Source organism: Streptomyces griseoviridis (genome assembly GCF_005222485.1).
Taxonomy (GTDB): domain Bacteria; phylum Actinomycetota; class Actinomycetes; order Streptomycetales; family Streptomycetaceae; genus Streptomyces; species Streptomyces hintoniae.
In genome coordinates, this window is the sequence record NZ_CP029078.1 from 7,104,003 (window position 1) to 7,118,257 (window position 14,255).

Below are 14,255 nucleotides of genomic sequence, written 5' to 3' on the forward strand. Positions count from 1 at the left end.
GGGCCCCGGACACCCGTGGGGGACCGCCGGCCCGACGGCCGGCGGTCCCCCTCTTCCCGTCCCGGCGGGTCAGCCGGTCACGGTGATGTGCCTGGCCAGCGCGGTGACGGTGAGGTCGCCGTGGTCGACCCACTCGGGGAACGCCAGCGTCTTGTACGCGGTGGACGCGGGCGGGGTGATGCGCAGCGCGGACGCGTGGACCGCCTCGGACGTGCCGGTGTTGGCGTGCGTCCAGGCGAGGACGGCCTCCGCGCTCTCGCCGTCCTTCAGGGTGAGGGTCTTCTTGCCGGGGTCCTTGACGTACCAGGTGTCGCCCCACGCCGTGTGGGAGGGGAGCGCCCGGTGCGCCGCGTCCTCAAGACCGAGCCCGGGGAAGCCCCGCAGGTCGCAGCTGCTCCCGCTGAGGTTGCGCAGGCGCAGCACGACGCCCTGGTGGTTCATGCCCCCGCCGAGCCGCTCCCCGAAGGTCGCCTTGAGCGCGGAGGCGGCGCAGGTCGGCGTGGACCTCGCCGCGGACCCGGCGGCCTGCGCGGTGCCCGCCCCGGCGAGCGCCAGGGTGAGCCCCGCGGCCAGGGACGCGCCGAGCAGCGTCCGGCCGGTGCGGTGGCCGGCGCGGCCCCCGGTGGTGGTGCGGTGGGTGGTCTTGTGCGCAGTGTTCCCGTGTGCGGTGGTCTGGTGCGCGGTGGTGTCGTGCTCGATCACGGAGATCGATCTCCCCTCGTGCCGTGGTTCGGGCCAGGTGCCGCGCCCGAACTGATGTTTGCGCCGTACACGAGGTTCGATGGGGCGGGGAGCGAGAAAGTTCGCCCGAGCCCGGAGAAATTCGCATCCGCCGATCCGGCCCGTCTGCCGCGGAGCCCGAGCCCGAGCCGATGCCTGCCCCCGAGCCGGGCTCCGCCACGCCCCCGCGGTCGCCGCCGGGGGGTGTGCCTCAGCTCAGGCCGAACCTCTGCGCGGCGGAGCCGTTGCAGTCCCAGATCCGCAGCCGGGTGCCGTTGGCGGTGGCGCCGTCGGGGGAGTCGAGGCAGCGGCCGGACTGGGGGTTTAGGAGGGAGCCGTCGGCCTGCTGGACCCATTTCTGGCCGCCGACGCCGTTGCAGTCCCACAGCTCGACCTGGGCGCCGTTCGCCGTGCCGTTGCCCACGATGTCCAGGCAGCGCCCCAGCGTGGCGAGTGAGGTGTCGGCCCTGTGGTACCAGTGCTGGTCGACCGCGTAGGACTGGCAGCCCCACAGCTGGACGGCGGCGCCGTCGGTCCCTGAGTCGTCGGCGGCGACGTCGACGCAGGCGCCGCCGGGACCCTTCACCGCGCCGCCGCCGTTCACCGAGAACTTCTGCGCGGTCGCGCCGTTGCAGTCCCAGATCTGGAGCCGGGCGGGGGACCCCCGGGGGGCTCTCCCGCCCCCGGATAGACTCCCCGGCATGGCCCGATCGTCCCGCGGTGAGGCGCGCCCCGGGATGTGGCGGCGCGAGGCGGGAACCGTCGTACGCCGGGCCGCCCCGGTCCCCGAGCGGGCGGCGGCAGCGCCCTTCGCCATCATCGCCGGGCTCCACGTCCCCCGCGTCCCCACCGAGTGGGCACCGCACTCGCACCCCCTGCACGAACTGGTCTGGGTGCGCGGCGGAACGCTCACGTCCCGGGTCGAGGATCGCGTCTTCACCGTCTCCGAGGGCCACGGCCTGTGGATGCCCGCGGGCACCGTGCACGGCGGCCGGTCGACCGCGGGCGCGGAGTTCTACGACGCCTTCTTCGCCCCCGACCGCACCCCGGCCGCCTTCGCCTTCGAGGAGCCGAAGGCCATCGCGATGACGCCGCTGCTGGAGTCCCTGCTGACCCATCTGTCCCGCACGGACCTCGACGCGGACGCCAGGGCGCGGGCGGAGTCGGTCGTGTTCGATGTGCTCCAGCCCTCACCGCGGCAGTTCGCGCTCCAGCTCCCCGGCGACGCGCGGATCGATGCGATCGCCGAAGCCCTGCTGGACGATCCCGCCGACGGCCGCTCGCTGGAGGAGTGGGCGCGCCAGCTGGGGATCAGCGACCGCACGATCACCCGCGCGTTCCGCCACGCGACGGGCCTCTCCTTCGCGCAGTGGCGCCAAGTGCTGCGCGTGCACCGGGCGTTGACGCTCCTCTCCGAGGGGTTCGACGTGATGACCGTCTCCGAGACGCTCGGCTACGCGCAGCCCAGCTCCTTCATCGCCGCCTTCCGCCGGATCATGGGAACCACCCCCGGCGCCTTCTTCGACACGGCCGACGGAACCCTCCGGGATGTCCGGAATCCCGTATCGCGTGTCCAGAACTCCTGATTGTCGACACGGCGAGCGGAATATAACCTTCACCGAGTTAGGTAACCCTTAGTTGTTGCTCGCCGGGTGCGGTCCTGCCGTGCGCGAAAGAGCCTGCGGCCCGGCCGGTGACGGCCGGACGGAGGGTGCCGCGGCCCCTGCCCCTGCGACCCTCCGGAACCACCGATGTTCACAAGCACCTCCCGGCGCGCCGAACGCGCCGCGGCCGACCCCGCCCCGCCCGCGGGCGCCCTGAGCGGGCACGGCCTGGTGTTGCGGTACGGCGGCAAGCCCGTCGTCCACGGCGTCTCGATCGCCCTGGAACCCGGCCGCGCCACCGCCCTGGTGGGACCCAACGGCAGCGGCAAGTCCACGCTGCTGCGCGCACTGTCGCGACTGCACCGGGTGGACGGCGGCCGGGTCACCCTCGGCGCCCCCGACGGGCCGGGCGGGCGGGACGCGGCCCTGCTCAACGCCCGCCAGTTCGCCCGCGAGGTCACGCTGTTCTCCCAGTCGAGGCCCGCACCCCAGGGGCTGACGGTCGCGGAGGTCGTCGCGTTCGGACGCCACCCCTACCGGCGCGGCTTCGGCGGGCCGACCGCCGAGGACCGGGCCGCCGTCGACCGCGCCATGGGCGTCACCGGCGTCCGCGACATGGCGGGCAGGCCGGTCGGCGAACTCTCCGGCGGGGAGATGCAGCGCGTCTGGCTCGCCGCCTGCCTCGCCCAGGACACCGGCGTCGTACTCCTGGACGAACCCACCAACCACCTCGACCTGCGCTACCAGATCGAGACGCTCGACCTGGTGCGCGATCTCGTCGAGGAGCACGGCATCGCCGTCGGGATCGTGCTGCACGACCTCGACCAGGCGTCCCGCGTCGCCGACACGCTCGTCCTGATGCGCTCCGGGCGCGTCCACGCGGCGGGCAGCCCCGTCGACGTCCTCACCGCGGAGAACATCGGCGAGGTCTACGACATCCGCGTCGAGGTCGCCGTCGACCCCCGCACCGGCCGCCTCCGCATCGACCCCATCGGCCGCCACTCCGCCTGAGCGGCCCCCGGAACACCACGAACGCCCGCCGACGCCGTCGGACGCTCGGCCCGCCGAAGCCCGGTCACGTCATGCCGAGCCGACGGAACGCGCACGACCGCAGCACTCGCACCACCGAAGCACCCGAAGAACGTGAGAAAGAGGCCCTCCATGAACCGTGCCCATCGCCTGGCGGCGTCAGCCTCCGCAGGGCTCGTCGTCCTCGCCGCGACGGCCTGCGGCACGACCACCGTCGACAAGGCCGACGACGCCGGCAGCAGCGCCAGCGCGTCGCCCGCGTCGAAGGACTGCGCCGCCGACACCACGACCACCTCCACGGCGCCCGTCTCCTTCAAGGACGGCGTCGGCCGCGAGGTCAAGCTCGACAAGCCCGCCAAGCGGATCGCCGTCCTGGAGTGGCAGCAGGTCGAGGACGCGCTGACGCTCTGCGTCACCCCCACCGCCGTCTCCGACGCCAAGGGGTACAGCACCTGGGTGAGCGCCGAGAAGCTGCCCAGCGGCGTCACCGACATCGGCACCCGCGAGGAGCCCGACCTCGACACCCTCTACGCGGCCAAGCCCGACCTCATCGTCGTCGAGGCGTTCAAGAAGGACGACGAGACCATCAAGAAGCTGGAGAAGCGGGGCGTCCCCGTGATGGCCACCCGGGGCGCGTACCCGGCCGACCCGATCGGGAACATGCGCGAGGTGTTCAGCATGATCGGCAAGGCGACCGGCCGCACCGAGCGCGCCGACCAGGTCCTCAAGGAGTTCGACGACCACCTCGCCACGGCCAAGAAGCAGGTCACCGACGCCGACCTGCCCACCAAGGACTTCCTGTTCTTCGACGGCTGGCTGCAGGGCGGCAACCTCACCGTCCGCCCCTACGGCAAGGGCGCCCTGTTCACCGAGATAGGCGAGCAGCTCGGCATGAAGCCCGCGTGGACCGACGCCGTCAACAAGGCGCACGGTGACGGCGGAGTCGACCCCGCCTACGGCCTCGCGCAGACCGACGTCGAGGGACTCACCGCCGTCGGCGACGCCAACCTCTTCTACGCCAACGACGAAGGCGCGGGCGGCTATGTCGCCGCGCTCGCGAAGAACCCGATCTGGAAGACCATCCCCGCCGTCAAGGAAGGCCGCGCGCACGCCTTCCCGGCCCGGGTGTGGGGTGCGGGCGGCCCGCGCTCCTGCGAGCAGGCGATCGACGCCTACGTCGACGTACTCGACAAGAAGTGAGCGCACCGCAGACAGCGACACCCCGGGAGAGCGCGCTGCCGCAGGCCGAACGCGGCGGCAGCGCCTCCACCGGGGTGGCCGTCCTCGCCGCCCTGCTCATCGCCACCGTCCTGGTGGGCATGTGGCACCTGACCCAGGGGACGTCGGGCGTCGGCGTCGGCGACCTGCTGCGCCACCTCGCCGGCCGGGACACCGGCGACACGGCGCCGGTCGGCGAGATCCTCACCGGCTCCCGCCTGCCACGCCTCTTCGCGGGCGTGGCGGTCGGCTTCGCCCTCGGCTGCGCGGGCACCCTCCTGCAGTCCGTCACGCACAACGCGCTCGCCTCCCCCGACACCCTCGCCGTCACGGCCGGCGCCTACCTCACGCTCACGCTCGTCGCGGCCTTCGGCATCGCCGTACCGCTGTGGGCGTCGGGCGCCGTCGCGTTCGCCGGCGGCCTGATCGCGGCGGGGCTCGTGCTGCTCCTCACCGGCCGGGCGGCGGGCACCGCGGGCACCCGCCTCATCCTCGCCGGATCGGCGACGGCGATGGCGCTCGACGCCGTCACCGGCATGCTCCTCATCCTCTTCGGCCAGAACACCACCGGCCTCTTCGCCTGGGGCAGCGGCTCGCTCGCGCAGCTCAACATCGACGCGTCGATCCGCGCCTTCCCGCTGGTGGCGCTGGTGCTGTGCGTCGCGCTCGCGCTGTCGCGCAGGCTCGACGTGATGAACCTCGGCGACGACGCCGCGTCCACCCTGGGCGTGCCGATCCGCACCACCCGGGTGGCCGCCGTGATCTGCGCGGTCCTCCTCACCAGCACGGCGGTGACCCTCGCGGGCCCGATCTCCTTCGTCGGCCTCGGCGCCCCCGTCCTGGCCCGCCTGATCGCGGGCCGGGTCAGGGCACTTAACCGCCACCTGCTCCTGATCCCGGCGGCGGGGCTGCTCGGCGCGCTGCTCATCCTGCTCGCGGACGCGACGCTGCGCGCCGTGCAGGGCGCGGACGGAGCGGCCTCCATCCCCACCGGCGTGCCGACCGCGCTGCTCGGCTCCGTCGTGATCGTGGTCCTCGCGCTCCGCCTGCGCGACACCGGCCGACTCAGGCAGCCACCGCACACCCGGGTCGCGACCCGCACCCACCGCGGCTTCCTCCTCGTCGTCCTCGGCGCGGCGGCGCTCCTCGCGGGGGCGGTCCTCGTCGCCGTCCTGGCGGGGAGCCTCTGGCTGCGGACGGGGGACATCGCGCTCTGGCTCCAGGGCGGCGCCCCCGACCTGATCGGCCAGGCACTCGACGACCGGGTCCCGCGCGTGGCCGCCGCGGTCCTCGCGGGCGCGGCACTCGGACTGGCCGGCTGCGTCGTGCAGGGCGCGGTACGCAACCCGCTCGCGGAACCGGGCGTCCTCGGCATCACGGCGGGCGCGGGACTCGGCGCGGCGAGCGTCGTCACCTCGGGCCTCTCCGGCGGACGGCCGCTGCTCATCGCGGTCGCGGTCACCGCGGGCCTCGCCACCTTCGGACTGATCGCCCTGCTGGCCTGGCGCGGCGGCTTCCTGCCCGACCGGTTCGTGCTGATCGGCATCGGCTGCGGGTACGGCCTCAGCTCCATCACCACCTTCCTGCTGCTGCGCGCCGACCCGTACAACACGCCCCGGATCTTCACCTGGCTCTCCGGCACGACCTACGGGCGCACCTTCTCCGACGTCGTACCGGTCGCGGTGGCCCTGGCGCTCGCGCTGCCCGTGCTGCTCGCGATGCGCGAACGGCTCGACCTGCTCGCGGTCGACGAGGACACCCCGCGCATCGTCGGCGTCCGCCTGGAACGCACGCGGTTCGCGGCGCTGGCGATCGCCGCGGTACTGGCCGCGCTCAGCGTGATCGCCGTGGGCGTGGTCGGCTTCGTGGGCCTGGTCGCCCCCCACCTCGCGAGATCCCTGGTGGGAGCGAGACACGGCCGCGCGATCCCGGTGGCGATGCTGCTGGGCGGCATCCTGGTCTGCGTGGCGGACACGCTGGGCCGCACCCTGGTGGCCCCGGCCCAACTACCGGCGGGCCTCATGATCGCGCTGGTCGGGGCACCGTATTTCGTCTGGGTGCTGCGACAGTCGCGGGCGTGAGGAGGAGTTGAGGGGGTGCGGGGGGTGCGGGGGAGTTGAGGGGGGTGCGGGGGGTGCGGGGGAGTTGAGGGGGTGCGGGGCGGGAGGCGACTCCCCAGCCCCTCCCCACCCTCCGTCCCCTCCCGCACCTCCTTCCTCTCATTCCGCACGTCAGGAGCACAGGATGACTTCTCACCGACCAACCCCCGTGACCGGATCGGGAATTGACGAAAATGACGGTGACGGCGTTGTCGTCGCCCCCTTCGAGCCGGGCGAGCAGGACGCCGCGCTGAGCCGGATCGCACCGGCCGAGGTGCTGGAACGCTGGCGAGCGGCCGACCGCTCGGCCCACGCCCCGCGGATCGTCGCGGTCCCGGGCAACGACGGCACGGACTGGACCGCGGCGGCACTGGTGACGGCACGCCCGGAGACGGCGTACCTGAAGATCGTCGACGCGGTCGGCGACGTACCGGCGGCCGTCGAAGCGGTCGTGGCGTACGCGCGGGGCCGGGGCTTGGCACAGGTCAAGTGGGAGGGCTGGACGGCGAGCACGGAGACGGCGGCGGCCGCGGGGTTCACCGAGCTGAGCAGGCCGCTGGGTCGGGCGGGAGAGTGGGGTCAGGCGCGGGAAGAGGGGGAGGGACAGGAAGAGAGGCAGGCGCGGGAGGAGGAGGGTGAGGGGGAGCCGTTGGCCGGCCCGGACACGGGGCACGTCCTCTGGCTGACCGAGGCTCCGCCCTCCGCGCCGCCGCCGTACTACGGGCAGACGACGCACTTCACCTGCGGCGCCGTGACGGCCCTGGTCGCGCGGGCGCACGCGGGGGCGCTGTCACGAGCGGAGTTCGACCGGCAGGCCGAGCTGACGCTGTGGCGGGAGGCGACCAACTTCCCGGCGTGCGAGCCGGTCGGCCTGGGGGTCGCGGTACGCCGGAATTGGCCGTCGTCCCCGGTGACGATCCACCTGGACACGGACCGGCCCGTCCTGCTCGACCATCTCCAGGAGAACGAACGGGAGTGGCGCGCGGTACTCCAACGAGCGTCCCGCGCGGACGCCGACCGCCTCGGCGTCCCGATCGACCCCGGCCACCTCACGATCGAGACGATCCGCGGCGCGCTTGAGCGACGGGACCATGTGCTGCTGCTGATCTCACTGGCCGCGATGCAGGGCTTCGAGGTACCGCACTGGGTGGCGTGCCACGGGACGGTACCGGGAGCCATCGTGATCGAGGACCCGTGGTCCAACCCGAAGACGGGGGACACGTGGGTGGACGCCCACTTGCTGCCGGTACCTGACGAGTCGCTGGACGGAATGTCGAGAGTGGGGGAGGAGGGGGTCCGGGGGGCGGTGGTGATGGGGCGGGGGTGATCTGGGGGCTGAGTGGAGTGGGAACTTCCCCGCTCGCGCGGGGCCGACTCCGGTCCTCTGCGGCAGCCGTCGCAGGGTCTCGGAACACCCCCGCTCGCGCGGGGCCGACATGCCGATCCCCTCAGTCGCGTTGTCCGCCCACGGAACACCCCCGCTCGCGCGGGGCCGACGCCCGCCCCTGGCGCCGGACGATCTCCCCTCCAGGAACACCCCCGCTCGCGCGGGGCCGACGATGCCGCGCCCGCCCGTGACGGACTGGTCTACGGAACACCCCCGCTCGCGCGGGGCCGACGCTTGCTGAGCTGCTGGGTTAGGTCAGGTGCTGCGGATTTTCATTCAGTTGCGTCGGGGTCTCGCAGAATCAGGTTGGCGGTCTGATGCGGAGCGTCGCCGCTCGCTGAGTCAACCACAGGAGACCGCAGGCATGGGCCTGAGCGTCCCTTCTCGTGACGCTCTCCCCGGAAGGTCGGCCCGAGGTGCGGCCGGCGTCGCCCGCGCAGGCCGCAACGGTCCGGCCCCGCCCGCCACCCGGGCTGGGACGGACCGCACAAGGCCGCCGTACCTCCCGCGTGATGAACTATGGCCCGGATTCAAGACGTTGATCGCGTCTCGAACAAGAGAATGTGAGGGACCGTGGACCTTGGTGGGGGGACGTGGCAGCGACTGACCGCCGTTGCGCTCGTCATGGCGGTGGCGGCCGGGTGTACGGGGCGGGGCGAAGACGCGGGCGGCGGACACGACGAAAACCTGCTGCGGAACCACGACTGGACGCAGATGCCGGGCACCACCACGCGCAACGAATCCCTGCGAGTCAGCGCATTGGATCGGCACATCGTGGAGCAGGACTCCTCCGGCGGCCAGCCCAACCCCCCGCTGAACCTGGCCGGCCCGCATCTCAGGTCCGATGGCGACTTCACCGTCACCGCGCGCATGTCCGGTGTGGGCGACGATGACGGCGACTCATGGCTGCGGCTGTACGGACGGGTACCGGTCATCTACGACGAGTGGCGGCAGGAGCGGCCCTCACTCCGCGTCGGCGTGACCGCCGAAGGACAAGTGAGGGTACAGATATGGGACGGCGAGAGCGATGAGCCCGCCACCTCCAAGGATTTCGACTGCGGCTGCTCCGGGACGGTGACCCTCGCGGTGTCGAGCATCGGTGACACATTCCGCGTAGAAGCCGACGGCCGGCGGCTGGGAACCGTGCGGGACCCGGGGGTGTTCGCCGAGGGCACCGTCTGGTTCGGTCTGGAGGCGGACGCGGGTGAGGACGAGGACGAGCGCCGCGAGGGATGGCGTCTGACGCAACTGACCGCACGGGCGGAGAGCGGTGACGCGCTCCGGGTGATCAAGGCGCCCCAGCTACGCCAGGAGCGGTCCGATGACTCGTTGCGTGCGCGGGCCGCAGACGTGGGGCGGCCGTTCGACGTCGGCACCGCCCTGGCCGAGAACCCGCTCCTCACCGACTCGCGCTACCGGGCGCTCGCGGGAAGCCAGTTCTCCATGCTCACTCCGGAGAACGCGTTCAAGCCGCAGTTCCTCCACCCACGCCGGGGCGTCTACGACTTCCGCGACGCGGACCTACTCGTACGCTTCGCCCGCGCGAACGGCATGAAGGTGCACGCGCACACCCTCGTCTGGCACGAGGCTCTGCCCGACTGGATGCGGGAGGACGACGACCCCGGGGAGGTGCGCCGGACCATGCTCCGGCACATCGCCACGGTCGCCGGGCACTTCAAGGGGAAGGTCGCGGAATGGGATGTGGTCAACGAGCCCATGTCCGACGACGAGGAAAGCTACACCAACGGGGATCTCGGTCTGCGCTCCGAGCAGAGCCCGTGGTTCGAGGCCATGGGCGAGGAGTACATCGACGAGGCGTTCAGGGCCGCCCACCGGGCCGATCCGAAGGCACGGCTGTTCCTCAACGAGTACGGGGTCGAGGAGGAGGGCGACCGGTGGGACGCCCTTTACGCTTTGGTCGAGCGGCTCAAGGAACGCGGCGTACCGATCGACGGCGTGGGTTTCCAGAACCATGAGTACGCACCCGAAGACCGCATCGACCCGGAGACCTTCCGGAGCCATGTGCGGGATCTGGCGGAACTCGGCGTTCAGGCGCGGGTGTCGGAGATGGACGTCCCCATAGGTGAGGACGAGGAGGACGGGCGGCAGGCCCAGGCCGACGAGATGGCGGGCAAGCTGCGGGTCTGCCTGGAGGAGCCGAACTGCACGTCGTTCTCCACCTGGGGATTCACCGACCGGTACGGTTCCACCGCCGACACCAAGGTCTATCCTCCGCGCACGGCCGATTCCCTGCCGTGGGACGCGGCCCTGCGGCCGAAGCCGGCGTACGAGCGCCTGCTCGAGGTCTTTGACGAGACGTGAGGAATCCAGGCATCGCCGACCCCACTGCCTGACCAGACCTCTCGTGGCGCCTCCGGGCCCGGAGCCTTCCCCTGGCCCGCATCGAAAGCCCACACCGCTCGTCATACAAGGACCAGGCACGGCTTCTGAACGAGGACCAGTACGCCGCCGCTCGCTCAATTCTGACCCCGAATATCCGTAGCCGCGGCACCCACGGATTGGTCGGGAAAAAAGTTCGCCGAGATGGGAATCCGCACCAATCCCGCAGCCCACCTGATCCGGATTCCCCACGTGAGGGAAGGCGCGCGGCGACCGCGGGGGAGCCGCCGACACCGTCCCACGAGGAGTAATTCAGCATGCCGTGATCAATTCACGGCACCACCGCTTCTCGGCGCCGTCACAGTTCCGATTCCTCGACTCGCAGGAGTATGAATATGAGCACCCGCATGCGCCGTACCGCTGTCGTCCTGGCCGCCGCCACCGTTCTTCCGTTCGCGCTGAGCGCGTGTTCCGACAGCGGCAGCGACTCCTCGTCCTCGAAGGACGACAAGGGTTCGGCGGCCTCGGCCTCCGCGTCCACGTCGGACGACGGCATGAACGACGCCACGGGCGGTGCTGCGGCCGACGCGCCCTTCGGCTCGGCCTGCGGAACGGTGCCCAAGAGCGGTGCCGGTTCCTTCGACGGCATGGCCAAGGACCCGGTCGCGACGGCCGCCTCCAACAACCCGGCGCTCTCGACCTTGGTCTCCGCGGTGAAGAAGGCCGGCCTGGTCGACACCCTCAACAACGCCCAGAACATCACGGTGTTCGCGCCGACCAACGACGCCTTCGCGAAGATCCCGAAGGCCACCCTCGACAAGGTCCTCAACGACAAGGCCCAGCTCACCAAGATCCTCACGTACCACGTCGTCGGCCAGAAGCTGACCCCGAAGGACCTGGAGAAGGGCTCCTTCGACACGTTGGAGAAGTCGAAGGTCATGACCGCGGGTTCCGGCGAGTCCTACACCGTCAACGACTCCGCCAAGGTGGTCTGCGGCAACGTCAAGACCTCCAACGCCAACGTCTACATCATCGACAGCGTCCTCATGCCGACGAGCTGACGAGCCGCCTGACGGACGACCCCGAAACCTCCGCCGAACGCAGGAAAATTGACCCCGTCGGGCCTCTCGGCGAGGAGGACGGCGAACAGGCCGACCACACTGGGCTGATATTCGTCGACTCCGCCCGGGTCTCCGACCGGATTCGCCCGCTGGCTACCCAGACGCCATTACCGGATAGCGCGCCCTGGCCGAGGACGGCGCGGGCAACAGTACGAGCTGGCTGGAGATCACGGGACGGCGGGAGTCCCGCACCCGGCGGACCGAAAACGCCTGACGGAGCCGCCGATCCCACACCGCCCCAGACCACGCCTCGTCGGCCACTCCGGTCAGCGGTAGATCCGCACCGGCGCTGTTGGCCGCTCCGGGTCCGGTCGACACGGGCGCGCGTGGACGACGAGGTCGGGCACCGCGCCGGTCGGGGTGTCCACTGGGATGGTCGTCACCGGATCAGCGGGGGCGATCGGCCGGGAGCAGCGGTCGCAGATCATCGTCGGATCTCCTGTTCGTCGGCCGACGGAACGCGGCGCCGGTCGTGACATCGGTACCCGCAGCGGAGGGTGTGTATCGGTGTCGCCCAAGGCGACGCCCCGGTAAGCCTGTTCACCGTCGACAACCGGACGGAGTAAGGGTGGAAGCCTGCCGCACCTTTCACACTGGCTTCTCGACGGTCATCGTCGCCGCCCGCGAGGGCATACCCGGTGCGTGTAGGCGGTGGCCCCGCCCGCGCCGCTGGGCGAGTCCGACAGGTGTGTCTCGTACGGCTCGCCGGGCGCGATCTGACGGGCGCAGGCCGAGCAGTACCGCACCGGGGCGTGCGCCGCGACGAGGCCGCGCAGCCCGGCCCCGAGAGGACAGTCGGGTCGCTCCTCCGACCGGCAGTCCGGGCACGACGGGGCATGCGCGGTCAGCGCGTGGTACGCCCGCCGGGCCACGCAGGTCCGGCAAGCGCGAGGGAACCAGGCGCCAAGCGCGCCACGTTGCTGCCCGAGATCGACAGCGGTCTCGATCGTCAGAGACGTCCCGCTCCACACACAGGCCCGACCGGCGGCACGGTCGTCGTCGAGGCCGTCGAGGGTCGGTAGGGCGAGGGCATCCGTGACGCCGGGCTGATATCTGGTCTCCGCGCGCACGTCGGCTCCCCGGGCTGGTAGGGGCGGCGCCCCGCCCAACCCCTTGCGGAGCGCGGACGCGTCACTGGATCGCGACGATCACGCTAGGTGCGCGATGCGTCGCGATCCAGTGACGTGCGCCATCAGCATGAGGGCCCAATTCCGCCCCGACTGGGACGTGTTGTCCTACAGGGCGGGCTCGACTCCCAGCCGCGCCGCCAAGCCCCTCAGCTTCGGGTTGCGGCGACGCTCCCTCTCCCGCATCTCCCGGACCGTCGCCGTCGCCAACGCCTGGAACCGAATCCACTCCGGCTGCGCGGCCTCGACCTCAAGCAGCGTCTCCAAGGCGGCCTCGCTGTCGCCGGTCTGGTACTGAGCCTGCGCCACGTCCACTCGGTGAGCGGCCGAATGGACCGGCCGGGAGATGGACTTGAGGTCCACCTTTCTCGCGAACCGCAGTGCCGCGGCCGGCTGCGGCTCGGTTCCGGCGAGCGAGACGTTCACCTTCTGAGTGCGCACGTCCACGACAGAGAACGCGGTGCCGTACGTGCGCACGGGACCGGAGCGGACCGCCGCGGCCTCGGCGGCGCGGAGCAGCGTCATCGCGTCGTCGTGCGCGTCCCGGCGGGCGGCCGGCGTCGCTGCGGCGGTAAGTAGGTTGCCGTAGACGGCCAGTTGAGGCCCTGTCGCCCTGAGGAACCCGGGCTCGAGATCCTCGGCCTTACGCGCGGCGATGTCCTGCGCCTGCTCCCACCTGCCCTGGCGCAGCAGCACCCACGAGAGGGTACTGACTCCCATGCCCGCCAACAGCGGGTCACTGGCCCGCTCTGCGGCGGCGAGCTGCTTCTCGACGGCGGTGTACGCCCAGTCGGTGTGACCGGCCTGCGCGGACAGACAGGCGGCCAACTGGTAGGCGAGGCCGAGTTGGGCCCAGACCCGCGTGGTGGGCGCCTGCCGGGCGACGGCGCGGCCGTCGCGCAACAACAGGGGCAGAGTCCCGGAGAGGCTGGAGTAGTCGCCACTCCAGTAGAGGCCGGTGGCCGCCTTCACGCCGCTGACCCACTCGTCCTCGGACGGCGGGTCTTCCAGGTCCCCGACCGGCGGGACGCCGGGAAGGGCGCCGATGTCCTGGATGGCGTCACGCAGGGCGATCAGGCCGCCGTCGTCGCTGAGTTCCTGGGTGACGGTGGCTTGTCCCACCAGCCGCTCAAGCTGCACATCGAGGGCACGAGCGAGGGCGCGCAGGGTACTGACGCGGGCCGACTGGCGTTTGTTCTGCTCAAGTTTGCGGATCGTGTCGACGTGGACACCGGCCCGGTCGGCCAGTTCCTCCTGGGTGAGGTCACGGAACTCACGCAGATCCTTGACGCGGTCACCGATGGTGCTGTTCATGTCTACCCCCGCCAGAGAGTGGTGACTCCACGGTACTGCTGACGGACGCCCAGTTACTGGACGGGGGAGCGGAGAATGGGCAGCGAAGGTACCTTGAGGCCGCGTTCGATCTGGGAGAGATAGTCGGGGCTGATACCGACCAGCCCGGCGACCGCGTCCTGCCGTCGGCCTCCGCGGTAGAGCCTGATGCGGTCCCCGATGAGGAGATCTGCTGCGACCACGCGCCCTCCTCGCTCGCTGGCACTGAGCCTAGGGTGCGCGAAGTGCGAGGACACGGGGTTCGTCGAGAGGAGCAT

At 71.6% G+C, this 14,255-nt stretch carries 11 protein-coding genes; 7 read left to right on the top strand and 4 right to left on the bottom strand.

The window, feature by feature from the left end:
• Window positions 1-69 precede the first annotated feature (69 nt).
• Entirely contained in the window at window positions 70-702 is a 633-nt protein-coding gene (locus DDJ31_RS30790) for a DUF4232 domain-containing protein (RefSeq protein WP_240678015.1), read from the bottom strand.
• Window positions 703-931: 229 nt separating this feature from the next.
• Window positions 932-1,423, bottom strand: a complete 492-nt coding sequence (locus DDJ31_RS30795; protein WP_240678014.1) for an RICIN domain-containing protein — start codon at window positions 1,421-1,423, stop codon at window positions 932-934.
• On the opposite strand from DDJ31_RS30795, the gene DDJ31_RS30800 reads away from it, so the two are divergent.
• The 7 genes from DDJ31_RS30800 (at window position 1,422) to DDJ31_RS30830 (ending at window position 11,458) form a co-directional block, all read left to right on the top strand.
• Window positions 1,422-2,306 (top strand): helix-turn-helix domain-containing protein, encoded by an 885-nt coding sequence (locus DDJ31_RS30800; RefSeq protein WP_127177126.1) that lies wholly within the window; start codon window positions 1,422-1,424, stop codon window positions 2,304-2,306. The two genes, DDJ31_RS30795 and DDJ31_RS30800, sit on opposite strands and share 2 nt — an antisense overlap.
• Window positions 2,307-2,471: 165 nt before the next feature.
• Window positions 2,472-3,335, top strand: coding sequence for an ABC transporter ATP-binding protein (locus DDJ31_RS30805; RefSeq protein WP_127177125.1), 864 nt, complete (start codon window positions 2,472-2,474; stop codon window positions 3,333-3,335).
• Window positions 3,336-3,485: 150 nt separating this feature from the next.
• A complete protein-coding gene (locus DDJ31_RS30810) occupies window positions 3,486-4,553 on the top strand; it encodes an iron-siderophore ABC transporter substrate-binding protein (protein WP_127177124.1) in 1,068 nt (355 codons plus the stop codon).
• The gene (locus DDJ31_RS30815) at window positions 4,550-6,652 is read left to right on the top strand and encodes an iron ABC transporter permease (protein ID WP_127177123.1); all 2,103 of its coding nucleotides are present in this window, start codon (window positions 4,550-4,552) and stop codon (window positions 6,650-6,652) included. Before DDJ31_RS30810 ends, DDJ31_RS30815 begins: the two co-directional genes overlap by 4 nt.
• A 163-nt stretch (window positions 6,653-6,815) precedes the next feature.
• On the top strand, window positions 6,816-7,997 hold the full coding sequence (locus DDJ31_RS30820; RefSeq protein WP_127177122.1) for a peptidase C39 family protein: 1,182 nt from the start codon (window positions 6,816-6,818) through the stop codon (window positions 7,995-7,997).
• Between the two features lie 633 nt (window positions 7,998-8,630).
• The gene (locus DDJ31_RS30825) at window positions 8,631-10,379 is read left to right on the top strand and encodes an endo-1,4-beta-xylanase (RefSeq protein ID WP_127177121.1); all 1,749 of its coding nucleotides are present in this window, start codon (window positions 8,631-8,633) and stop codon (window positions 10,377-10,379) included.
• Window positions 10,380-10,792: 413 nt separating this feature from the next.
• Window positions 10,793-11,458 (top strand): fasciclin domain-containing protein, encoded by a 666-nt coding sequence (locus tag DDJ31_RS30830; protein WP_127177120.1) that lies wholly within the window; start codon window positions 10,793-10,795, stop codon window positions 11,456-11,458.
• Between the two features lie 1,295 nt (window positions 11,459-12,753).
• On the opposite strand, the gene DDJ31_RS30835 is transcribed toward DDJ31_RS30830, so the two are convergent.
• Together DDJ31_RS30835 and DDJ31_RS30840 are read right to left on the bottom strand one after the other, a co-directional pair.
• Window positions 12,754-13,959, bottom strand: a complete 1,206-nt coding sequence (locus tag DDJ31_RS30835; protein WP_127177119.1) for a helix-turn-helix transcriptional regulator — start codon at window positions 13,957-13,959, stop codon at window positions 12,754-12,756.
• 53 nt (window positions 13,960-14,012) lie between these two features.
• Window positions 14,013-14,255 carry a helix-turn-helix domain-containing protein gene (locus tag DDJ31_RS30840; protein ID WP_240678013.1) on the bottom strand — a complete coding sequence of 81 codons (243 nt, stop codon included), beginning with the start codon at window positions 14,253-14,255 and terminating at the stop codon, window positions 14,013-14,015.